This is a genomic window from Nonomuraea sp. NPDC004580, assembly GCF_040609855.1.
GTDB classification, from domain to species: Bacteria; Actinomycetota; Actinomycetes; order Streptosporangiales; family Streptosporangiaceae; genus Nonomuraea; species Nonomuraea salmonea.
Genome location: NZ_JBEXLH010000072.1, coordinates 1 through 22674 on the forward strand (window position 1 = coordinate 1; position 22674 = coordinate 22674).

General features: G+C 71.9%; 21 protein-coding genes. 14 read left to right on the forward strand and 7 right to left on the reverse strand.

Annotation, left to right across the window (positions count from 1 at the left end; translation table 11 throughout):
- Positions 1–121: 121 nt before the first annotated feature.
- Positions 122–1753 carry an efflux RND transporter periplasmic adaptor subunit gene (locus ABZW11_RS40335; protein WP_355429743.1) on the reverse strand — a complete coding sequence of 544 codons (1632 nt, stop codon included), beginning with the start codon at positions 1751–1753 and terminating at the stop codon, positions 122–124.
- A 146-nt stretch (positions 1754–1899) separates the two neighbouring features.
- Here ABZW11_RS40335 and ABZW11_RS40340 point away from each other — a divergent pair, with 146 nt between their 5' ends.
- The 6 genes from ABZW11_RS40340 to ABZW11_RS40365 are packed head-to-tail and all read left to right on the forward strand — an operon-like array spanning position 1900 to position 7732.
- Positions 1900–2985, forward strand: a complete 1086-nt coding sequence (locus ABZW11_RS40340) for an efflux RND transporter periplasmic adaptor subunit (RefSeq protein WP_355429746.1) — start codon at positions 1900–1902, stop codon at positions 2983–2985.
- Between the two features lie 20 nt (positions 2986–3005).
- Positions 3006–3737, forward strand: coding sequence for an ABC transporter ATP-binding protein (locus tag ABZW11_RS40345; RefSeq protein WP_355429748.1), 732 nt, complete (start codon positions 3006–3008; stop codon positions 3735–3737).
- Positions 3734–4984: an ABC transporter permease gene (locus tag ABZW11_RS40350; protein ID WP_355429751.1), complete on the forward strand. Its 1251-nt coding sequence runs from the start codon at positions 3734–3736 to the stop codon at positions 4982–4984. The genes ABZW11_RS40345 and ABZW11_RS40350 overlap by 4 nt, the downstream gene beginning before the upstream one ends.
- Positions 4985–4995: 11 nt before the next feature.
- Positions 4996–5562 carry a hypothetical protein gene (locus ABZW11_RS40355; RefSeq protein WP_355429754.1) on the forward strand — a complete coding sequence of 189 codons (567 nt, stop codon included), beginning with the start codon at positions 4996–4998 and terminating at the stop codon, positions 5560–5562.
- Positions 5559–6251, forward strand: coding sequence for a response regulator transcription factor (locus ABZW11_RS40360; RefSeq protein WP_355429757.1), 693 nt, complete (start codon positions 5559–5561; stop codon positions 6249–6251). The genes ABZW11_RS40355 and ABZW11_RS40360 overlap by 4 nt, the downstream gene beginning before the upstream one ends.
- 5 nt (positions 6252–6256) lie before the next feature.
- Complete coding sequence (locus tag ABZW11_RS40365; protein WP_355429761.1) at positions 6257–7732, forward strand: HAMP domain-containing sensor histidine kinase; 1476 nt, start codon at positions 6257–6259, stop codon at positions 7730–7732.
- 28 nt (positions 7733–7760) lie between these two features.
- Here ABZW11_RS40365 and ABZW11_RS40370 read toward each other — a convergent pair whose 3' ends face one another.
- On the reverse strand, positions 7761–9143 hold the full coding sequence (locus ABZW11_RS40370) for an FG-GAP and VCBS repeat-containing protein (protein ID WP_355429763.1): 1383 nt from the start codon (positions 9141–9143) through the stop codon (positions 7761–7763).
- 166 nt (positions 9144–9309) lie between these two features.
- On the opposite strand from ABZW11_RS40370, the gene ABZW11_RS40375 reads away from it, so the two are divergent.
- Positions 9310–10539: a cytochrome P450 gene (locus ABZW11_RS40375; RefSeq protein WP_355429766.1), complete on the forward strand. Its 1230-nt coding sequence runs from the start codon at positions 9310–9312 to the stop codon at positions 10537–10539.
- 8 nt (positions 10540–10547) lie between these two features.
- On the opposite strand, the gene ABZW11_RS40380 is transcribed toward ABZW11_RS40375, so the two are convergent.
- Positions 10548–11951 carry an MFS transporter gene (locus ABZW11_RS40380; RefSeq protein ID WP_355429769.1) on the reverse strand — a complete coding sequence of 468 codons (1404 nt, stop codon included), beginning with the start codon at positions 11949–11951 and terminating at the stop codon, positions 10548–10550.
- Between the two features lie 18 nt (positions 11952–11969).
- Positions 11970–12566 (reverse strand): TetR/AcrR family transcriptional regulator, encoded by a 597-nt coding sequence (locus ABZW11_RS40385; protein WP_355429772.1) that lies wholly within the window; start codon positions 12564–12566, stop codon positions 11970–11972.
- A gap of 150 nt (positions 12567–12716) precedes the next feature.
- On the opposite strand from ABZW11_RS40385, the gene ABZW11_RS40390 reads away from it, so the two are divergent.
- A complete protein-coding gene (locus tag ABZW11_RS40390) occupies positions 12717–13079 on the forward strand; it encodes a hypothetical protein (RefSeq protein ID WP_355429775.1) in 363 nt (120 codons plus the stop codon).
- A 7-nt stretch (positions 13080–13086) separates the two neighbouring features.
- Here ABZW11_RS40390 and ABZW11_RS40395 read toward each other — a convergent pair whose 3' ends face one another.
- The 3 genes from ABZW11_RS40395 to ABZW11_RS40405 all read right to left on the reverse strand — a co-directional run bounded on the left by ABZW11_RS40395 (position 13087) and on the right by ABZW11_RS40405 (position 15859).
- Positions 13087–13737, reverse strand: coding sequence for a biliverdin-producing heme oxygenase (locus tag ABZW11_RS40395; RefSeq protein WP_355429778.1), 651 nt, complete (start codon positions 13735–13737; stop codon positions 13087–13089).
- Between the two features lie 129 nt (positions 13738–13866).
- Positions 13867–14877, reverse strand: a complete 1011-nt coding sequence (locus ABZW11_RS40400) for an oligopeptide/dipeptide ABC transporter ATP-binding protein (protein ID WP_355429781.1) — start codon at positions 14875–14877, stop codon at positions 13867–13869.
- The gene (locus tag ABZW11_RS40405) at positions 14861–15859 is read right to left on the reverse strand and encodes an ABC transporter ATP-binding protein (protein ID WP_355429783.1); all 999 of its coding nucleotides are present in this window, start codon (positions 15857–15859) and stop codon (positions 14861–14863) included. The genes ABZW11_RS40400 and ABZW11_RS40405 overlap by 17 nt, the downstream gene beginning before the upstream one ends.
- Positions 15860–15988: 129 nt before the next feature.
- Between ABZW11_RS40405 and ABZW11_RS40410 the strand changes: the two genes are divergently transcribed.
- Genes ABZW11_RS40410 through ABZW11_RS40435 form a run of 6 tightly spaced genes read left to right on the forward strand, consistent with a single transcriptional unit; the run spans position 15989 to position 22655 of the window.
- A complete protein-coding gene (locus tag ABZW11_RS40410; protein WP_355429786.1) occupies positions 15989–17197 on the forward strand; it encodes a membrane dipeptidase in 1209 nt (402 codons plus the stop codon).
- Positions 17197–18795 carry an ABC transporter substrate-binding protein gene (locus tag ABZW11_RS40415; RefSeq protein ID WP_355429789.1) on the forward strand — a complete coding sequence of 533 codons (1599 nt, stop codon included), beginning with the start codon at positions 17197–17199 and terminating at the stop codon, positions 18793–18795. Before ABZW11_RS40410 ends, ABZW11_RS40415 begins: the two co-directional genes overlap by 1 nt.
- Positions 18796–18799: 4 nt before the next feature.
- Complete coding sequence (locus ABZW11_RS40420) at positions 18800–19753, forward strand: ABC transporter permease (protein WP_355429792.1); 954 nt, start codon at positions 18800–18802, stop codon at positions 19751–19753.
- Positions 19750–20604: an ABC transporter permease gene (locus tag ABZW11_RS40425; RefSeq protein WP_355429795.1), complete on the forward strand. Its 855-nt coding sequence runs from the start codon at positions 19750–19752 to the stop codon at positions 20602–20604. The genes ABZW11_RS40420 and ABZW11_RS40425 overlap by 4 nt, the downstream gene beginning before the upstream one ends.
- Positions 20601–21770, forward strand: a complete 1170-nt coding sequence (locus ABZW11_RS40430; protein ID WP_355429798.1) for a Xaa-Pro peptidase family protein — start codon at positions 20601–20603, stop codon at positions 21768–21770. Before ABZW11_RS40425 ends, ABZW11_RS40430 begins: the two co-directional genes overlap by 4 nt.
- 21 nt (positions 21771–21791) lie before the next feature.
- On the forward strand, positions 21792–22655 hold the full coding sequence (locus tag ABZW11_RS40435) for an alpha/beta hydrolase (protein WP_355429801.1): 864 nt from the start codon (positions 21792–21794) through the stop codon (positions 22653–22655).
- Positions 22656–22674: the final 19 nt, after the last annotated feature.

Below are 22674 nucleotides of genomic sequence, written 5' to 3' on the forward strand. Positions count from 1 at the left end.
GGGCGTGCTGTTGTCTCCCTGGGGGGTGGGGGGGGCCGGGCCCGGGGTCGGGCTGTGTTCGGGGGGCGCGGGGGGGGGGGGGGGCGGGGGGGGGGGGGGGGGGGGCCCGCCCCGGGCCGGCTCATGCGCCGGGCCAGCTCGCGTCGGGGAACGCCCCCGACGCGCCGCCCGGCATGACCACCTGGTCCTGCTCGCTCAACCCCGAGGTGACCTGCACGTACTGGTCGCCGCGCACCCCCGTGCGGACGACCTTCGCCGAGTCCCTGCCGCCGGCGCGCACGGTGACGATCTGCGTCCCGTCGGAACGGCTGCGCACCGCGGACGCCGGCACGTAGAGGGCGTCCCTGGCCTCGTCCGTGGTGATGGTCACCGACGCGGTCTGCCCGAGCATGAGCCCGGCGGGCGGCTTGTCGAAGGCCAGCGTGACCCCGTACCTGACCAGCCGGTCGGACGCCGTGCCGGAAGCCGTGCCGGACACTGTGGCGGTCGGCGCGATGGCCGTGACCGTGCCCGTGTACCGCTCGCCGGCGCGGGTCGCCAGCGTGATCGCGGCGTGCTGGCCGACCTTCAGCCGGTTCACGTCGGACTCGGTGACCATGGCCTGGACCTGCAGCTCGTCCAGGTCGCCCAGGGTGATGAAGGTGCCGGTGCCCGCCTTGTCGCCGCTCGCGCCCGCGACCGACAGCACCGTGCCCGCCACGGGGGCGACGATCCTGGTCGCCCGTACGGCGTCCGCGGCCTGCTCGACGGCGGCCTCGGCGCGGTCCACGTTCACGGCGGCCTGCTCGGCGCTGAGCCCGCCCTTGCCCGTCGAGCCCTTGGTGCCGCCCGTCCTGGCCTGCCGCGTCCCGGACCTGGCGCACTCACCCGACCTGGACGTCTTAGGCTGCCTCGCCACCGTCGGCCCTGCGCTGGTGGCGGGTCTCCTTGACGGCTTCGGGGACGCGGTCGGCGAAGGCTCCGGGGCGTCGTCCACACCGACCACCCCCGGGGTGTCGTCACCGGGAAGGCCCCGCAAACCGCCGTCGGACGGGCCAGGCGTGGGCACGGCGGGCGGGGGAGCGGCGGTGACGGTCGCGGTGACGGTCGCGGTGGCGGTCGCGGTGACGGTCGCGGTGATCGTGGCCGTCACCGTCACGGTGGCGGTCGCGGCGGCCGTCGCGGTGGCCGACGCGGTGGCCGACGCGGTGACGGTCGGCTGCGGCCCGGGGAGATCGGTCGGCTCAGGGTCGTGCGTGCGGGTGGGATGCGGGGTGAACGGCGCCTCGGGGCCGAGGACGGCACCGGCGGCGGGCACGCAGCCTGTCCCCGCGGTCCCACCGCCGGTGGCTTCAGGGGCGGCCTCGGCGGCCGTGGTGGTTGCCGGGACGCCGGTGGTTGCCGGGGCGGTGGTGGCCGAGGAGGCTTGGTCCAGGGCCTCTTGGGCGGCGGCCAGGTCGGCCTTGGCCGCCTCGTACGCCTCCCGCGCCGCCCGCCCGTCGATCCTGGCCAGCACCTGGCCCTTGCGCACCCTGCCCCCGGCCTCGACGTACACCTTCGTCACCGTCCCAGCCGAGCCGAACGCCAGGTCGCGGCGGGAGCCGTCCACGGTGTCGCCCGCCGCGCTGACCGAGGCCGTGACCTGTCCGCGCTGCGCGGCGGCCAGCCGCACCTGGCCGGCCGGCCGGGGATCGTCGCGCAGCGCCAGCGCGAGGCCGGACCCGGCCACGAGCACGGCGAGGGCGAGCCCGCCCAGCACGATTCTCGGTCTCATGAGGGGACATCCTGGCCGAGCAGGTTGGCGGCAGCCTGCGCGCACCCTCAGAGTTTCCTGGACGCCGGACGGGCGCCGCCGCCGTCCAGCGAACGTTCAGCTTGCTCGCGGCTGCGTCGCAGCCTGGTGTGCGAGGGTCACCGCTCGTGAAGGTGTCGATCAGGCGCAGGGCGCTGTTGACCAACGGGGTGCTGACGGTGCTCCTGCTGGGCGGTGCCGGCCTCGTGTACGCGCAGCTCGGCACGGACCAGGCGGCGGGCGAGACGGCGGTGCGCACGGTGACAGCGGGACGCGGCTCGGTGACCGCGTCGGTGTCGGCGTCGGGCGCGGTGGAGAGCTCGCGGTCGCGCGCGCTGTCGTTCGGTACGAGCGGGACCGTCGAGAAGGTCTACGTCGAGGCGGGGGACAAGGTCGCCAAGGGCGACATCCTGGCCAGGCTGGACGACGCGGCGGCTCAGGAGGGCCTGTCGGCGGCGAAGGCCGCGTACGACAGCGCCGTGTCGGACGGAACGGGCACGGCGCAGCTCTACGCCGCCTACGTCAAGGCCCGCAACGCCTACCGCGAGGCCCAGCGCACGGTGGCGGCCACGGTCCTCAAGGCCCCGTTCAAGGGCACGATCACCGCCGTGAACGGCTCGGTGGGCGGCACGAGTACCGGCACTGGCACCGGCAACACGCAGAACGGGCAAGGGACGGCTGCGAGCACCGGCTTCATCGAGCTGGCCGACACCACGAAGCTCCAGCTCGTCGGCACCTTCACCGAGTCGGACGCGGGCCGGCTGACGAAGGGCCGGCAGGCGACGATCACGTTCGACGCGCTGCCCGGCGTGACCGCGACCGGCAAGGTGACGCAGATCGATCCGGTCGCCGCCACCAGCGAGAACGTCGTGCGCTACCCGGTGACGATCACGTTCACAAAAGTGCCGGACCAGGTCCGGCTAGGACAGACCGCCACGGTCGAGGTCGTCACCGGCCGGGCGGAGAACGTGGTCACCGTCCCCTCCACGGCGATCTCCACGAGCGGCGGCCAGACCACGGTCACCGTGCTGCGGGACGGCCGCCAGGTCAGGACCCCGGTCGAGGTCGGCGTCCAGGGCGCCACGCTCACCGAGGTCACGTCCGGCGTGTCCGAGGGCGACGAGATCGTGCCGCCGTCCACCCCGGTCACCGGCCAGGGGACCGGCGGCGGCCAGCGCTTCGGCGGCGGCTTCCCGGGCGGAGGCCGGCGGTGACGGCGGAGGGAAGGGCCGAGGTGACGGTCCCGGTCCTGCGGGTGCGGAACCTGGTCAAGGAGTACGGCGCGGGCGAGGCGAGGGTGCGCGCGCTGCGCGGCGTCAGCCTGGACGTCGAGCGCGGCGACTACGTGGCCATCATGGGCGTGTCGGGCTCCGGCAAGTCCACGCTGATGAACATCCTCGGCTGTCTCGACGTCCCGACCTCGGGCACGTACCTGATCGACGGCGCCGACGTCGGCCACCTGGACGAGCACCGGCTCGCGCTGCTGCGCAACCGCCGCGTCGGCTTCGTCTTCCAGTCGTTCAACCTGATCCCGCGCATGAGCGCCCTCGCCAACGTGGAGCTGCCCCTCGTCTACGGCGGCGTGCGCCCGGCGGAGCGGCGCGCCCGCGCGCTGGCCGCGCTGGAGCAGGTCGGCCTGACCGACCGGGTGCACCACCAGCCGAACCAGCTCTCCGGCGGCCAGCAGCAGCGGGTCGCCGTGGCCAGAGCCCTGGTGACCGCGCCCGCGCTGCTGCTGGCGGACGAGCCGACCGGCAACCTCGACACCGCCTCGACCCGCGACGTCCTGGAGATCCTCGACCGGCTCAGCGCGTCCGGCCGCACGATCGTGCTCATCACCCACGAGGACGACGTGGCCGAGCACGCCAAGCGGGTGATCCGGCTGGTGGACGGCGAGATCGTGGACGACCGCCGTCAGGCTCCGGTGGACGGCCCGCCGCCCCGCCTGCTGGAGGCCGCCCCGTGAACCAGGCCGAGATCCTCCGCTTCGCCCTGCGCGGCCTGCTGGCCAACAAGATGCGCAGCGCGCTCACCACGCTCGGCATCCTCATCGGGGTGGCCGCCGTGATCATGCTGGTGGCCGTCGGTGAGGGCTCGTCACGCAGCATCCAGCAGAACATCCAGCGGCTCGGCGCGAACACGCTGACCATCTCGCCGTCCTTCTCAGGCGGCGGCGGTGGCGCCCAGCGGGGCCCTGGCAGGGGCGGCAACACCGGGCCGCGCACGCAGGCCAGGCAGCTCAGCCTGGCCGACGCCAAGGCGCTGACGGACGCGACGACGGCGCCGTCCGTGCGCAGCGTCTCGCCGGTGGTGACGGTCTCGGCGGCCTCCGCCTCCTACGGCGCCGCCACCCACCCGATCGCCCAGCTCGTCGGCACCTACCCGAGCTATTTCGAGGCCGTCAACAAGCCGGTCGCGAAGGGCGCCTACTTCTACAACGACGACGTGCCGGCCGCCAGGAAGGTCATGGTGATCGGCCAGACCGTGGCGGACGAGCTGTTCGGCTCCGTCGATCCGATCGGCAGACAGGTCAGCGTGTCGGGGGTGCCGTTCACGGTGATCGGGGTGCTCAAGGCGGCCGGGTCGAGCGGCGCGCAGGACGCCGACGACGTGGCCGTGGCGCCGCTGCCCGCCGTGCAGCAGAGCCTGAGCGGGTTCGGCTCGCTGGACCAGATCGTCGTGCAGGCGACGGGAGCGGGCACCACCTCGGCGGCGCAGGCCGAGGTCACCGCTATCCTCAACCAACGACACGGCATCACGAACACCACTAATCCCGACTACCGCATCCTGAACCAGGCGACATTGCAGGAGACCGTCAGCGAGGCCACCGGCACCTTCACCGTGCTGCTCGCCGCGGTCGCCGCGATCTCGCTGCTCGTGGGCGGCATCGGCATCACCAACATCATGCTGGTGACGGTCACCGAGCGCACCCGCGAGATCGGCATCCGCAAGGCGCTGGGCGCGCCCAGGAGCGCCGTCCTGGGCCAGTTCCTGATGGAGGCCACGCTGCTGAGCCTGGTCGGCGGCCTGTCGGGGGTGCTGGTGGCGTTCGCGGGGACCAGGTTCAGCATCGCCGGCATCGAGCCGGTCCTCGTGCCGTCGTCGGTCGCGCTGGCGCTGGGCGTCTCGGTGGGGATCGGGCTGTTCTTCGGCGGCTACCCGGCCAACCGGGCGGCCAAGCTCAGGCCGATCGAGGCCCTGCGCCACGAGTAAGGAGAGGGACATTGGACAAGCTGGACTCCTCGCCGTTCCCCGGCGACCTGCGGGAGGAGCTCGCCGTCCGGCCGGCGAGGGGCCTGTCGAAGGTCACGCTCGCGCTGGGCGCCGGGGTCGTGCTGGTGGCCGGGATCCTCATCGGCATCCAGGCGCACAGCGCGTTCGGCGCATCGGGCGGCGCATCGGGCGGCGCATCGGGCGGCTCGTGGGGCGGCTCGTCGGGCCGCTCGCTGGGCACGGCCCAGGCGGGCCCGTCACGGCAGGCCGCGTCCGGCGAGCGGCCGGGCGGCATGGGCAGGGAGGGCCGCCGGGCGGGCGGCTTCGGCGGCGGCACGGCCGGCACGGTCGAGAAGGTCGAGGACGGCACCGTCCACCTGAGGACCGTGACCGGTGAGAGCGTCACCGTCGCCACCACCGGCGAGACCACCGTGCAGATCTCCGAGCCGGCCAAGGTCGCCGACCTGAAGCCGGGCGCCACGATCGTGGTGCGCGGCACGCCGGGCGAGGACGGCACGGTGACCGCCACCTCCATCACGCAGGGCGGCCCCGCCGCCCGGGGAGGCGGCCCGCGATGAGCGAACCCGAGGCCAGGCTGCTGGTGGTCGACGACGAGCCCAACATCAGGGAATTGTTCTCGGCCAGCCTGCGCATGGCCGGGTTCGAGGTGCTGACGGCGGCCGACGGCAAGGAGGCGCTGCGGGTGGCCGAGGAGAGCACGCCGGATCTGGTGATGCTCGACGTGATGCTGCCCGATCTGGACGGCCTGGCGGTCGCGGGAAGGCTGCGGTCCCGCGGCCGCCGGGTTCCTGTGCTGTTCGTGACCGCCAAGGACACGCCCGAGGATCGCCTGGCCGGGCTGGGGCTCGGCGAGGACTACGTGACCAAGCCGTTCAGCCTGGAGGAGGTCATCGCGCGCATCAGGGCCGTACTGCGCAGGACCCGCCGCGGCGCCCCGCCGCCGAACCGGCTCAGGGTCGCCGACGTGGAGCTGGACGACGAGACGCACGAGGTCTGGCGCGACGGCGTCCTCGTCCGGCTCTCGCCCACCGAGTTCCGCCTGCTGCGCTACTTCATGCTCAACGCCGGCCGGGTGCTGTCGAAGAAGCAGATACTCGACCACGTCTGGAACGGCGACTGGCGCACCGACGTCGGGCTCGTCGAGTCGTACGTCTCCTACCTCCGCCGCAAGATCGACACCGGCGAGCAGAAATACCTGCACACCCTGCGCGGCGTCGGCTACATCCTGCGCCCGCCCCGCCTATGAGGAAGGTGCGCAAACAGCTGTCCAGGGCGCCGCTCTGGCTGCGGCTCGTCTCGGCCACCCTGCTGCTGGTCACCCTCGCGATCACGCTGACCGGCCTGTTCGCCGTGCGGCTGCTGCGCAACTACCTCGTCGAACGCGTCGATCGGCAGCTCCACGTGGCCGCCGTGCCGCGCGAGACGCTGCCGCCGGTCGAGCCGCGCCCCGACGGGCGGCCACAGCGCTTCTTCGGCCTGTTCCACGGCGTCGTCCTCGACCCGAGCGGCGACCTGGTGCGCACCTTCAGCGAGTCCACCGAGGAGTACACGCCCGCCCTGCCCCGCCTGACCGGCCCCGAGGTGCGCGTCCGCGACGGGCGTCCCTTCACCGTCGAGTCGACCGTCGCGGGCGGCCCGAACTGGCGGGTCATCGCCGTGCCCACCCGCGCGGGCCAGACCCGGATGATGGCCATCAGCCTCGGCGAGGTGGACGCCACCGTCTCCCAGCTCGCCCTCATCGTGGCGGTGGGCGGCGGCGGCACGCTGGCCGTGCTCGGGCTCCTCTGCTATTGGCTGGTACGCAGGAGCCTGCGCCCGCTGGGCGAGATCGCGCGTACCGCGAACGACATCGCCGGCGGCGACCTGTCGCGCCGCGTGCCGCTCTGGGCCGGCACCACCGAGGTCGGCAAGCTCGGCCGCTCGCTCAACACCATGCTCGCCCGCATCGAGAGCGCGGTGCGCGAGCGCGAGGAGGCCGCCGAGTCGGCCCGCGCCTCCGCGACCGCCGCCCGCCGCTCGGAGGAGCTGATGCGCCGGTTCATGGCCGACGCCTCCCACGAGCTGCGCACCCCGCTCACCTCGATCAGGGGGTTCGCCGAGCTGTACCGGCTGGGGGAGACCAAGGACCTGGACGAGGCCGTACGGCTGCTCGGCCGCATCGAGGGCCAGGCCGCCAGGATGGGGCTGCTGGTGGAGGACATGCTGCTGCTGGCCAGGCTGGACCAGCGGCGCGAGCTGGCGATGCGGCCCGTGGACCTGCTGAGCCTGTGCGCCACCGCCGTCATCGACGCCCAGACGCTCGCCCCCGACCGGCGGATCGAGCTGGTACGCCTGTTCGGCGGCGACGGCGAGGTCGTCGTCACCGGCGACGAGACCCGGCTCGGGCAGGTGCTCAACAACCTCGTCACCAACGCGCTCACCCACACCCCGCCGGGCACCCCGTTCCAGGTGCGGGTGGGGGCCGACGGCGACCACGCCGTGGTGGAGGTGGCCGACGAGGGGCCGGGGTTCGCGCCCGAGGTGGCGGAGCGCGTGTTCGAACGCTTCTACCGGGCCGATCCGGCACGCAGCGCGGGCGGGTCGGGGCTGGGGCTGTCGATCGCGGCGACGCTGGTGGAGGCGCACGGCGGGATCGTCATGGCCGAAGCGGAGCCGGGCAGGGGCGCGTTGTTCCGCGTCCTCCTGCCCCTCGACGCCCGCCCGCGCACCGGCGACGCCCGCCCCTGACCCCCTCCGGCTCTCGCCTGCCCCCAGGTCAGCCGAAGGCGTAGCCGTACAGGCCGGTGCCCTCGGCGAGGCGGCGGAGCTTGCCGAGCCTGACGCGGTCGGCGCCCCTGCGGCCCGGTGCGTACATGACCAGGCCCTGGTCGGGGGAGGCGATCACGAGCCCGTACACGGGACGGCGCTTCGCCGACAGCGACCGGTACCGCTCCCATCCCGGCAGCGCCGACACCGACGCGCCGAAGTCCTGCCCCTTGCCCTTCACCAGCAGGTTCCCCTCGCGCGTCAGCCCGCCCGACCGGCGTCCGGCCAGCACCTGCACGGCCTTCTCTCCCGGCACCCCGATGGCCAGCTCGTCCACGCCGTCGCCGTTGAGGTCAGCGGCGGCCAGCGCCGTCCCGAACCGGTCGTAGTAGCGGGGGCGGCCGTCGAGGCTGTTCTGCGACCACGCCTCGGTCCTGTCCGTACGCAGCCCGCCGCCCGACCCGTAGAGCACGTCCACGGCGCCGTCCCCGTAGTCCATGGCCCGCTGGTTCTCGGTGATGCCCTCACCGGGCACGCCGATGGCGAGGTCGGCCCTGCCGTCGCCGTTGAAGTCGCCGGTGGCCAGGGCGGCGCCGAACCCGTCCCACTTCTCCTCGGCCCCGTGGATGCCGGGCGTCGCCTGGGTGAGCAGGCGCGCCCGCCGGGACCGTACGTCGATGACGGTGACCGAGCCCTGCCCGTCCTGCCGCACGCTGTCGGAGGGCGCCCCCACGACCAGCTCGTCCTTGCCGTCGCCGTCGAGGTCGCCGGTGGCCAGGGCGGCGCCCCACTGGTCGGTGACGGCGGCGCGCTGGCGTACCCAGGAGGTCTTCTGGCTGATCGCGACCGGCTTGCGGCCCTTCAGCCCGTACACCGTGACCTGGCCGCCCGAGCGGTGGCTCGGCGCGCCCACGATCAGCTCGTCCCTGCCGTCGCCGTCGAGGTCGCCGGCCGCCAGTGCCGCGCCGAACCGGTCGCTGGACGGCTTGGCCAGTGCCAGCTCCCGCCCCGGTACGAGCCCCCGAGGCGAGCCGTCGTACACCTGCACCACCCCGTTGCCGTCGCCGCCCGGCACCCGCTCGCCGGTGAACTCCTCCGACACCCCCACCGCGAGGTCGGCGCAGCGGTCCCCGTTGAAGTCGCCCACGGCCAGCGCCGACCCGAACGCGTCGCCCGGCTCCGCGCCGTCCTGGGTCAGCTCGACGCGCTCGCCCGACCCGTACATGACGGTCACCGCACCGGCCCTGTCATGGGCGTAAGGGGCGGCCACGGCGAGGTCGGGGCGGCCGTCGGCGTCGAAGTCCAGCGGGTGCCCGCCGCACGCGCGGGCGGCGGCGGGAGCCGTACCTGAGGCGAGGGGGAGGACCAGGAGAGCGGCGAGCAGCGCGTTCATACCGCCAGTAAGACCAGACCCCGCGAATTGGGTCTTAACGCCGCGAGAACGTGCCAGAAGGGCAGGATGCACATCCGTGTCCGGGTCGCGCGGGCCCGTGGCGGCAGGGCTTTCCGGTACGGCCGTCGATGGCCGGAGCGGCGTGGGACCGTGCCAGGATAGGACGGTGGACATCGACCTCGCTGATCTGGATTTCTGGCGCAAGCCGCTGAAAGAGCGGAATGAGGCTTTCGCCCGGCTCCGGCAACTGGAGCACCCGGTGTTCTTCCCCGAGAAGAAGGTGCCGTTCCTGCGCTCCGGCAAGGGCTTCTACGCCCTCGTCCGCCACGCCGACGTCGTCGAGGCCAGCCGCAACGCGAAGGTCTTCTCCAGCGAGCCGGCCGTCACCAACCCCGAGCCGCCCGGCTGGGTCAAGCAGGTGTTCGGCGAGTCGATGGTCAACATGGACGACCCGCGCCACGCCCGCCTGCGCCGCATCGTGACCCGCTCGTTCAGCCCGAAGATGCTGGCCGGCCTGCAGAGCGACATCGAGGCCGCGTGCGCCCGCATCGTCGACGACGTCGTGAAGGACGGCCCGCGCGACTTCGTCTCCCAGGTGGCCGCCCGGCTGCCCATCCACGTCATCTGCGACATGCTCGACATCCCGCAGGAGCTGCGCGAGCAGGTGCACCGCCACGTCGACATCTCCACCGCCTACACCGGCGTGCGCCCCAGCCTGGCCCGCACCGTCCAGATGGCCGGCCAGAACATGATGGCCCTGTTCGCCCTCCAGCGCATGGTCATCAAGCTCGGCCACGAGCGCGCCGCCGACCCCCAGGGCGACCTGGTGTCCCTGCTGGTCAACGCCAACCCCGACGGGGAGAAGCTGACCGACAAGGAGCTCGGCTCGTTCTTCTCGCTGCTGCTGGTGGCCGGCAACGAGACGGCACGCAACACGATGGCCCACGGCATCAGGCTGCTCACCGAGAACCCCGCGCAGCGCGAGCTGCTCATGAGCGACTTCGACACCCACGTCAACGGCGCCATCGAGGAGATGGTCCGCTACGTCTCGCCCATCATGCAGTTCCGCCGCACGGTCACCCAGGACTACTCGCTGCGCGGTCTCGAGCTGAAGAAGGGCGACAAGGTCGTGCTCTTCTACGGCTCCGCCAACCGCGACGAGACGGTCTTCCCCGACCCCGACGCGTTCGACATCACCCGCGACACCAAGCCCCACGTCGGCTTCGGCGGCCCGGGCCCGCACTTCTGCCTGGGCGCCAACCTCGCGCGGCAGGAGATGCGGACGATGTTCCGCGAGCTGCTCACCCGGCTGCCCGGCATCCGCACGGTGGGCGAGCCCGAGCTACTGCTGTCGAACTTCGACAACAGCGTCCGCAGCCAGCGCTTCACCTTCTAGCGCGGGGGTCAGTCGGCGGCCAGCACGTTCGACCTGATCGTCACCCACGTGAGCACCGCCGCCACGACCATCATCGCCCCCGAGATCAGCATCGCCGTCCTGAACCCCGCGTCGAACACCGGCGGGTTCTGGAAGGCGTCGCCCACCAGCCCCACCAGTGGCGGCACCGCGGCCACCGCCAGCAGCCCGCCGGTACGCGCGACCGCGTTGTTGACGCCGCTGGCCATGCCCGCGTGCCGCTCGTCGGCCGAGGCCAGCACGGTCGCGGTCAGCGGCGCGACCGTCGCCGACAGGCCCAGCCCGAACAGGGTGACGGCGGGCAGCACCTGGAAGGCGTAGGAGGCGCCGGACCCGATCGTGCTCATCGCCAGGAACCCGCCGCCCGCCGCGAGCAGCCCGATCGTCATGGGGCGGCGCGGGCCGTACCGTTTGGCGAGCTCGCCGGCCCTGGCCGACAGCAGCATCATCAGGATCGTCGCCGGCAGCATCGCCATCCCGGCCGCGATGGGCGAGAACCCGGACACCACCTGGAGCTGCACGACCAGCAGGAAGAACACCACACCCATGGCGGCGTACATGACGAGCGTCACGATGTTCACCGCCGTGAACACCCGGTCGCGGAAGATGCCCACCGGCACCAGCGCGTCCGGCGACCTGCGCACCTCGACGACCACGAACGCCGCCGCCAGGACCAGCCCTGCGACCAGCGGCACCGCCGCGCCCTTCTCAATCAGCCCGTACGTGATGCCGGCCAGCGCCAGCGCCGCCAGCACGGATCCAAGCACGTCGAACCGCCCCACCGCCTCCTCGTCCCGGCTCTCCGGCACGTGCCGCAGCGTGACGACCACGATGAGCACCGCGAACGGCAGGTTGATGAGGAACGCCCAGCGCCAGCCCGCCGCCTGCACCACCCAGCCGCCCAGCAGCGGCCCGACCGCGCTCGCCACGCCGCCCAGGCCGGACCACACGCCCACCGCGCGCGGCCGGTCGTGGCGCACGAAGCTGGCCTGGATGATCGCCAGCGACCCCGGCGTCAGCAGCGCCCCGCCGACACCCTGCAGGGCGCGCGCCGCGATGAGGGCCTCGATGTTCGGCGACAGGCCGCACAGCGCCGAGGCGATCGCGAACCAGACGACGCCGACCAGGAAGATCCGCCGCCGGCCGTACCGGTCACCGAGCGAGCCGCCCAGGAGGATGAGCCCGGCCAGCGTCAGCGTGTAGGCGTTGACCGTCCACTGCAGCCCGCCCATCTGCGCGTCGAGCTCGCGGCCGAGGAACGGCAGCGCCACGTTCACCACCGTGCCGTCGAGCAGCGCCAGCCCCGACCCGAGCACCGTGGCCCCGAGAATCCACCGCCCCCGCGCCGACTTGACGGCGACGTGCCCGTTGACCTGCCCGGCCGGATCACTCATGCGACCATGATCTCGCGGTCACCGAGGGGTCAAAGCCCTCAGGACGAACTCGGAGACCAGCTCCCCGGCCGCCTCCACCGTCACCTCACCGCTGATCAGCGGCACCCGCTCAGCCCCGATGACCGCGAGCACCATCCGGGCGGTGGCCGCGACGTCGAGCACCCGGAACTCACCGGCCTCGACCCCGCTTTCGAGGATGTCCACCAGCACCCGCTGCATGGGCGCGACATGCTCGGCCAGCCGCTGATAGGCATCAGGCCCCAACGCAGCACTGAGATCAGCGGCCCCAGGATGCGGATGAGCGACGAGCCCGGCCAACTGCAGCCGCACGAACCCCCGCAGCCGCTCGCAGGGCGACGCCCCGACCGGCAGCTCCCGCTCGTAACTCTCGATGAAGTAGTGCGTCACCCGCTCGGTGAACGCCAGCAGCAAAGCCGCCTTGTCGGGAAAGTAGTTGTAGAGGACGGTTCGGGTGATGCCGGCCTCGTGGGCGACGTCCGTCATGGAGATCGCGTCGATGCCCTGCACCCGCGACAACCGCGAGACGGCCTGCAGAATGCGGTCGCGCGTCTGAGCACGATGCTCACCGATGGTGGCGGCCTTGATGCGGGGCATACCCCCATCGTAGGCCGCCCCAAGCCCCCGCTCCCGCCTGCCGACACCCCTGCCGACACCACGGGCGTAAGGCCTAAGAGGACGAATCCTCCTTCAGCCCATCGCGTCGGCCGCCGTCGCTGGAGCCCGCACGACGACACGCTCGCCTGGGTGCGGTTCTGTCTCAGAGCCCACCACATGCAGGCGCAGCGGGTGGCGGCCCGGCTGGCCGAGGCGGGCGAGATCTGGACGTACCTGGAGGAGCAGGTGGACGCCGACGGGCTCAACGACCGGTGCGTGTCGGCGCTCTACGAGGCGTTCGTTAACCGGCGGCTGCGGCGCAGCCGCTACCAGGCCGACGAGGATCTCAGCCAGGGCCAGGCCGCCCGCGACCTGCGCGAGCTCACCGCCAGGAAGTGGCTCCGGCCGTACGGGGAGACCAAGGGACGCTACTACCAGGCGGGGCCGCGGCTGCGGCGGCTGCGCGAGGAGTTCGCCGAACGGGCCGTGCCGCTGCGGGATCCGTACGCCTGACCGGGGGTCAGGCGGCGGTTCTGACGAGGTGGCGGAGGTCGCCCAGGACTTCGGTGTTGAGCTGGTAGGCCAGGCGGACCTCCTCGATCACGCGCTGCTGCTCGCGGTCGTCCAGGGTCTGGCCCAGGGCGTCGAGGCGGGAGCGGTACTCCGTCTTGAAGCGGGGGAGGCTGCCCAGGTCGTCGAAGACGTAGAAGTCGACGCCCCCGCCCTTGGCGTAGCCGTAGATCTTCTGCAGCTCCATGCGGATGAACTGGCCACCGGACAGGTCGCCGAGGTAGCGGGTGTAGTGGTGGGCGACGTAGCCGCCCGGCCAGTCGGCGACCTGGTGGATGCGGGCCACGAGGGTGCGGGTGGCCTTCGACGGGGTGATGCGCTCGCGCCAGCCGGGGCCGTAGATAGTGGCGAGGTCGCGTTCGAGCGCCTGCTCGCGGTACAGCTCGGGGAAGACGAAGCGGCCCGCCACCGGGTGGCCGGCCAGCTCGCGGGAGACGCCGTCGAGCGCGGTGTACGCGAAGTAGTGCTGGGCCACCATCTCGCCGTAGTCGTGCTCGGTCAGGCGGCCGGCCATCAGCGCGGACAGGTAGCCTTCGGACTCGGCGGACTCGTGGTCGGCCCACGTGGCGTTCCGCAGGGTTTCGGAGAAGGACGAGGTCACGGCCCACCTCTGCTCGTGCTGACGTTTCATGACGAAGTGTCACAAACGGCGCCGGGCGGCGTCAAGCCGATGACGACAGTGTGTCAGCAAAGCTTGCTCTCCCCCTCAGGTACCCCGGGAAAGACCACGTCAAGACGGGCGTTCCGGGAAATGGCAGGCCGCGTAGTGCCCGGAAACGTCCTCCAGCACCGGCTCCACCTCCGCGCACCGCTCGGTGGCCTTCCAGCAGCGGGTGTGGAAGCGGCAGCCCGGGGGCGGCGCCACCGGGCTCGGCGGATCGCCGGCCAGCATGATGCGGGAACGGCCGCGCAGCGCCGGCTTCGGCACGGGCGCCGCCGACAGCAGCGCCATCGTGTACGGATGCGCCGGCACCGAGTAGACGTCGGCCGCCGCGCCCAGCTCCGCCACCCGGCCCAGGTACATCACGCCCACCCGGTGCGAGACGTGCCGGACCACGGCCAGGTCGTGCGCGATGAACACCAGGGCCACCCCGAGCGTACGCTGCAGCTCGGCGAACAGGTTGACCACCTGCGCCTGCACCGACATGTCGAGCGCCGACACCGGCTCGTCGCAGACGATCACGTCGGGCTCGGTGGCCAGGGCGCGGGCGATGCCGATGCGCTGCCGCTGGCCCCCGGAGAACTCGTAAGGGAAGCGGCTCATCCGGTCGGGCGACAGGCCCACCAGGGTCAGCAGCTCGGCGACGCGGTCGCGCATGGCGCGGGAGTTCGGCGCGAGGCGGTGCACCCGCAGCGGCTCGGCCACGATGTCGTGCACGGTCATGCGCGGGTTGAGCGAGGTCAGCGGGTCCTGGAAGACCATCTGGACGCGGCGCCTGATGTCGCGCGGCACGCCGCCCCTGGTGAAGAACGGCCGCCCGCGGAAGGTGACCTCGCCCTGGTCGGGGCGTTCCAGGCCGACGAGCATCCGGGCCAGGGTGGACTTGCCGCAGCCGGACTCGCCGACGATGCCCAGCGTCTCGCCGGGGTGGAGGTCGAGGTCCACGCCGGCCACCGCGCGTACGGCGCCGCCCCTGGACAGCAGGCCGCCGCGGTACGTCTTGTGCAGGTTCGTGGCCCGCAGTACCGGCTCGCCCCGCTGCTCGAGGGTCTTGGGGGCGGCGTCAGGTGAGAGCGCCATCGAGCATCTCCTCCGCGTGGTGGCAGGCGACGGAACGGTCAGAGCCGGGCAGGACGGTCAGCGGCGGCCGGGTCGTGCCGCACACCTCGCTCGCCCGCGCGCACCGCGGCGCGAACGAGCAGCCGGGCGGCACCTCGGCGGGGCTGGGCGGCGCGCCGGGGATGGCGCGCAGCTCCGAGGCCGGGCTGTCCAGATCGGGGATGGCGGCGAGCAGCGCCTCCGTGTACGGGTGCGCGGGCCGGTCGTACAGCTCGCCGACCTCGCCGCGCTCCACGACGCGCCCGGCGTACATGACCGCGATCCGGTCGCTGACCTCGGCCGCGACGCCGAGATCGTGCGTGATGAGCAGGACCGCGGTGCCGAGCTCGCGCCGCAGCCGGTCGATGAGCTCCAGGATCTGCGCCTGGACGGTCACGTCGAGCGCGGTCGTCGGCTCGTCGGCGATGATCAGGTCCGGTTCGAGCGCCACCGCCATGGCGACGAGGATGCGCTGCCGCATGCCGCCGGAGAACTGGTGGGGGTAGTCGTCGATGCGCTTGGCGGCGGCGGGGATGCCGACCAGGTCGAGCATCTCGATGGAGCGGGCCCTGGCCTGCTTGCGCGGCAGGCCGCGGTGCACGCGGTACAGCTCGCCGATCTGGTCGCCGATGCTGAGCACGGGGTTGAGCGCGGACAGCGCGTCCTGGAAGACGAGCGTCATCTCGCTGCCGCGCAGGGCTCTGAGCTGCTCGGCGTTCATGGTGAGCAGGTCGCGCCCGCCGAGCCTGGCCGTCTCGAAGCGTACGCGGGCGTTCGGCTGGTCGAGCAGCCCCATGACGGCTTTGGCGGTGACGGATTTGCCCGAGCCCGACTCGCCGAGCAGCGCGAGCGTCTGGCCGCGCTCGATGGTCAGGTCCACCCCGCGGACCGCCGGGATCTCGCGTCCCTGGGCGGTGAAGGTGACGTGGAGGCCGCGGATCTCCAGGGCCGGTGGTTCGCTCACCGCACCCCCTTCTCGATTGTGACGAATGCTGGCGCTGACTTGACGCCTGTTGCCGAAAAACAACTCGGATATTGTCTTTAGCGCCTGATCCTGGCAAACTTCCGGCAATCGGACAAGAGGGGATACCAGATGCTGGAAGCCGCGAAGAGCTACAAGGGCTACCGTTCGTACGAATACTTGGAAGAGGGCGTCGATTACCGGCACTTCGACCTGGCGCCTGAGATCGGCCGCGTCCCCGCGTACCGAGGCCCCGAGCTCACCACCGAGCAGACCGAGCGCGTCCGCCGCCTGCTCACCGACAGCCTGGTCGTCTCCCTGCACGACCACCCGTCGATCTTCCCCGACGACATCAGCCAGACCGTCGACTACAACAGGACCGCCCGCCACCGCACCGGCTACGAGGGCCTGGCCCGCTCCGGCATGACGGTCGTCTTCGACAACCTCATGGACGGCACCTGCTGCGTCACCAGCCAGGCCGGCTGGAAGTGGAACGACGTGATCGCCGACATCGGCATGCGCCTGTCGGACATCGCCCACCAGGACTACCTCATCAAGGTCGAGCGCCTGGCCGACGTGCACGAGGCGCACAGCAGCGGCCGCATGGGCCTCGTGCTCGCCCTGGAGGCGGCCACGATGATCGAGAACGAGGTCGACAGGATCGACATGCTGTACGGCTTCGGCGTACGGCAGATGGGCATCGCCTACAGCGAGGCCAACACGCTCGGCAGCGGCCTGAAGGAGCGCGGTGACGGCGGCCTGACCCTGTTCGGCGAGAGGGCCGTGCGCCGCATGAACAAGCTCGGCATCGCCATCGACGTCTCCCACTCCGGCGACCAGACCTCGCTCGACACGATCAAGCACTCCACCAAGCCGATCCTCATCACCCACGCCGGCGCCCGCTCGGTCTGGCCCACGAACCGCATGAAGCCGGACTCCGTCATCAAGGCGGCGGCCGAGCGCGGCGGCGTCATCGGCCTGGAGGCGGCCCCGCACACCACGCTGTCGCCCGACCACCCCAGGCACACCCTGGAGTCGGTCATGGACCACTTCACGTACTGTGTGGACCTGGTCGGCATCGACCACGTGGCCTTCGGCCCCGACACGTTGTTCGGCGACCACGTCGGGCTGCACGAGACGTTCGCCGACCACCTGTCGATCAGGGAGGCGCACGCCGGCATCGGCTACGACAAGGTCGCGTACGTGGACGGCCTGGAGAACCCGGCCGAATGCTTCTGGAACATCATCTCCTGGCTCGTCGCCCACGGGTACTCCGACGACGAGATCACCAAGGTCGTCGGCGGCAACGTCATGCGGGTGCTGGAAGAGGTCTGGATCTGATGAGACGTGTCACCCTCGCCGCGGCGCTGGCCGCCGCACTTACCGCCGCACTGACCGGCATCGCGGCCTGCGCCCCCAGCGTGCCCGGCCAGTCGGGCTCCCCGTCGGCCGCCGAGCGGGGCGCCCCGGCGTCGGCCGACCGGCTGACCATCGGCACGACCGCCGACGTGGTCAACTACAACCCGCTGGTCGGCAACAGCCGGACGGACTCGTGGGTCACCAGCCTCATGTACCCGCACCTCATGCAGATGGACGAGGCCGGCAAGCGCACCCCGTACCTGGCGACCGAGTGGTCGTACGCGGAGGACGGCAGGAGCGCCACCGTCAAGCTGCGCGACGACATGAAGTGGTCCGACGGCAAGCCGGTCAGCGCCGACGACGTGGTGTTCGCGGTGACCGCGGTGCAGAAGGAGAAGTTCGGCGTCGTGGCGGGGCTCATCACCGCCCTCGACGAGGCCGAGGCCGTCTCGCCCACCGAGGTGCGCTTCAAGCTGAGCCGCCCCGACGGGACGTTCCTCGACAACGTCGGCTTCTGGCTGCCGATCGTGCCCAAGCACGTGTTCGAGAAGGCGCCGAGCGTGCAGAAGTTCGCCAACGACAAGGACTGGGTGAGCGCGGGGCCGTACAAGCTGACCAAGGTCGAGCGCGGCCAGCGCTACATCATGGACCGGGTCGACGACTTCGGGCCCGGCCAGCCGACCGTCAAGCAGGTCGTCTTCCGCGTCTTCCCCGACGTCAACACCGAGGTGCTGGCACTGCGCAACGGCGAGATCGACATGATCGGCAACGTGCTGCCGCCCGCCACCGCGGCCGAGCTCAAGAACGACGCCAAGGTCAAGCTGCAGGAGATCCCGTCGCTCGGCTGGGCGCACCTGCAGTACAACACCAAGCGCAAGCCGCTGGACGACGTCCGCGTGCGGCAGGCGCTGGCCCACGCCGTGGACTACGAGGCCATCAGGAACATCGCGCTCAAGGGCTTCGCCAAGTCGTCCAACTCCAGCGTCCTGACCCCGACGCTGCCCGACTACGCCGACCCGAGCTCGAAGGAGTACGCCTTCGACCCGGAGCAGTCCAAGAAGCTGCTGGCCGAGGCCGGGCAGACCGGCCTGAAGCTCGGCATGATCTACGACCAGGCCGACCCGAACATCGCCCGCTGGGCGCCCATGGTGCGCGACGCGGCGAAGAAGGCCGGGATCACGATCGAGCTGCAGGGCCTGGAGCGCAACACGTACCTGGACAAGACGACCAAGCGGGACTTCGACATCTACGCCGGGTCGTGGGCGGTCATGGACAATCCGCCCGCCAACCTGGGGCTGGCCTTCAAGAGCGGCGGGTTCATCAACTACGCCCAGGTCGAGGACCCCAAGCTGGACGACCTCATCGACCAGGCGCAGCGCGCGCTGACCGCCGAGGAGGCCAGGACCCCGATCCAGGAGGCCGCCCGCATCATCCACGACCAGGTCTACGACAACGTCCTGTACGTGGAGACGTTCAACATCGCGTACTCCGCGAAGTGGACCGGCTTCAAGCCGATGCCGAGCGAGCTGCTGTCCATCCTCAACCCGCTCTCCCTCGCCTCGGCGAAGCCGGCGGGATGATCGCATGAGGTTCATCGGCCTCCGGCTGGCCCGCGGCCTGCTCACCCTGTGGTTCGCGGTCACGGTGACGTTCTTCCTGGTCCGCCTGCTGCCGGGCGACCCGGTGCTGGCCGTGGCCGACCCGAACATGACCGAGGAGCTGCGCCAGAAGCTGCTCGCGGACTTCGGCCTGGACAAACCCCTGGCCGCACAGTACGTCGACTACCTCGGCCAGCTCCTGCACGGCAACCTCGGCATGTCGTTCCGCCAGTCGGTCCCCGTGACGACCGTGCTGATGGAACGGCTGCCGTGGACGCTGATCCTCACCATCTCGGCCATGGCGGTGACGATCGTGCTGGGCATCCCGCTCGGCGTGCTCGCCGCCACCAGGGCCAAGGGCTGGCTCGACCGCGTCATCCAGCTCACCGGCGTCACCGCCCAGTCGCTGTTCGTGCCCAGCGTCGGCATCTTCCTCATGTACGTGCTGGGCGTCTGGCTCGGCTGGTTCCCCATCGGCGGCGCGGTCGACCTCGACGCCACCGGCATCGGCGCCACCGTCAGCATGGCGCACCACCTGGTGCTGCCCTGCCTGTCGCTGGTGCTCATCCAGCTCGGCGGCTACGTGCTGACCATGCGGACCACGCTCATCGACGCGCTCGGCGAGGACTACGTCTCGCTGGCCAAGGCGAAGGGCGTACGGCCCGGCAAGGTCGTGTGGAAGCACGCGCTGCGCAACGCGCTGCTGCCCACCACGACCATCGCCGGCCTGCAGCTCGGCACCCTGGTCGGCGGCGCGGTGCTGACCGAGACCATCTACGCCTACCCGGGCATCGGCCGCGCCATCTACGAGGCGGTCGGCCAGCTCGACTTCCCCGTGCTGCAGGGCGCGTTCGTGCTGCTGGCGGCCGCCGTCGTGGTGGCCAACCTGATCACGGACGTGGCCTACGGCATCCTCGACCCGAGAGTGCGCACCTCATGACCGCCATCGCAGCGGAGCTCACCCCCCGCGCGCGAACCTGGAGCTCCTTCCGCCGCAACCCGCTCGGCATGGCCAGCGCGGTCGTGCTGCTCCTCATGCTCCTGGTCGCGATCTTCGCGCCGCTCATCGCGCCCTTCCCCGAGGGGTACGGCGCCGACACCTCCCAGCCGCCGTCGGCGGCCCACTGGTTCGGCACCGACGACATCGGCCAGGACGTGTTCGCCCAGGTCGTCTGGGGCACCCGGGTCAGCATGGCGGTCGGGGTCAGCGCCTCGGTCCTCGCCATCGTCATCGGCCTGCTCATCGGCGTCAGCGCCGCGTACTTCCGCCGCCTGGACACCCCGCTCGGCGTCCTGGTCGACCTGTCGCTGTCGCTGCCCGTGCTGCCGCTGATGATCCTGGTGGCGGCGCTGGCCGGGCCCAGCGTGCGCACGCTGGCCGTGGTGATCGCGCTGTTCAGCTGGCCCGAGGTGGCCCGCGTGGTGCGCTCGCAGGCGCTGGCGATCGTGCCCATGCCGTTCGTGTCGGCGGCCAAGGTCGTCGGCGGCTCGTCGCTGTGGATCGTGCGCAAGCACCTGCTGCCCGGCGTCGTCCCCGTCGTCGGCGTGTCCGTCGTGCTCACCACGTCCCGCGCCGTGCTGTCGGAGGCCGGGCTGTCCTTCCTCGGCCTGGGCGACCCCAGCAGCTGGTCGTGGGGCACGATCCTGCACAAGGCGCAGCAGTCGGGCGCGCTCGCCTCCGCCTGGTGGACCACGCTGTTCCCGTCGCTGGCGATCCTGCTGCTGGTCCTGTCCACGACGCTGCTGTCCGTGGCCTACAACGACGCCCGCAACCACAGGAGCGACACATGACCTTCTCCCAGAAGCTGCCCGCCTCCTTCTACGCGGGCGCCCTCGACCGGGTACGCGCCCGCATGGCCGCGGACGAGCTGGCGGCGCTCCTGCTCGACGACCCGCTCGACGTCGCCTACCTCACCGGCTTCCACCACTTCCCGAACGAGCGCCCGGTCGCCTGCTGGCTGCCGCTCGACGGCGACCCGGTGCTGCTGGTGCCCGACCTCGAACGCGAGTACGCCGCCGACCAGGACGCCAGGGCCGAGATCCTGGCCTACCCCGAGTTCCCCGGCGTGCGCTCGCCGTTCGCGGTGCTCGCCGCGCACGTACCGGCCCCCGCCACGGCCGGCTACGCCTCCTCCACCTCCATCGGCCGTACGGCGGCGCTCGCGGCGGCGTTCCCCGGGACCCGGTGGAGCGTCTGCGACGCCGTCGGCCAGGTGCGGCTGCGCAAGCTCCCCGAGGAGATCGCGCTGCACGAGGAGGCCGCCCGCATCGCCGACCGGATGATCGAGGCCGGCGTCGAGCTGGTCAGGCAGGCCGTCGAGGACGGCGGCGAGCTGCCCACCGAGACGGAGCTGGCCGGGCACGTCATCTCCTACGGTTCCCGCCTCATGTACGCCTCCCACGAGGACGTCGTGGTCGTCCCCATGCTGACCGGCGGCCTCGTCTACGGCGGCCCCAACTCCGCCCAGCCGCACCGCCTGCCCGGCGGCGACCGGCTGAAGGCGGGGGAGACGTTCATGCTCTCCCTCGGCTGCGCCGTCGGCGGCCGGTTCGTGGAGAGCGAGCGCACGTTCGTCATCGGCGAGCCCACCCCCGAGCAGGCCCGCTACTACGAGGCCGTACGCGAGGCGCAGGAGATCGGCACGGAGGCGCTCGTCCCCGGCGCCACCTGCGAGGAGGTCAACCGCCGCTGCCTGGCCGTGATCCAGGAGGCCGGCTACGGCGAGCACCTGCGCCACCGCCAGGGGCACGGCATCGGGCTCGGCTTCCACGAGCCGCCGTGGCTGTCCGACGGCGACGCCACCGAACTCGCCCCCGGCATGATCCTGTCCAGTGAACCCGGCGTCTACGTGCCGGGTCACGCCGGCTACCGCATCTCCGACACCGTGCTCGTCACCGAGCCGGGGCCGCGCCGGCTCACCGCGTACCCCCGAGAGCTCGCCGACATCGTCATCTGACGGTCATCTGAGAGGACCCCTGTGCACGTCGACATCAACGGCAACCGCCTCAACGTCGAGATACTCGGCGACGGCGAGAACGTCGTCATCGCCCACCACGGCGCCCCGGGCCTCGGCTCGCTCGCCGAGCCCAAGGCCAGCTTCGGCCGCCTCGCCGACGCCTACCGGGTGGTCGTCTTCGACGCCAGAGGCTCCGGGGCGAGCGGCCTGACCGGGCCGTTCACCCACGAGCAGTGGGTGGCCGACGTCGAGGCGCTGCGCGAGTGGATCGGCGCCGAGCGAATCGTCATCGCCGGCGGCTCGTACGGCGGCTTCATCGCCATGGAGTACGCCGCCCGCCACCCCGGCCGCGTCTCCGCCGTCGTGCTGCGCGACACCTCGGCCGACAACGGCAACCAGGACCTCGCCATTCGCAACGCCGCCGCCTCCTCCCGCGTGGCGATCGACCGCGACAAGCTCGACCGCATCATGGCGGGCACCGTGCGCGACGACGACGACCTGCGCGACTGCTGGCGCGAGATCCTCCCCCTGTACGACCACGACTACGACCCCGCCAAGGTCGAGCAGCGCGTGGCCGCCACCCCGTACCACTACGAGACGCACAACTACGCCTTCGCCCATAACCAGCCGAACTACGACATCAAACACCTCCTGCCCGGCATCACCGCGCCGACCCTCATCACCGTCGGCCGGCACGACTGGATCACGCCGCCCGAGTGCAGCGAGACCATCGCCCGCCTCATCCCCGGCTCCGAGCTGCGGATCTTCGAGAAGTCCGGCCACTCGCCGCAGGTCGAGGAGGCCGAACTGTGGGAGGCCACCGTCCGCGACTTCCTCGCCCGGGCCCTGACCGGTGGCTCAGGACAGGTGCGAGAACGGCCCTGATCGCGCGATGATGCCCCCG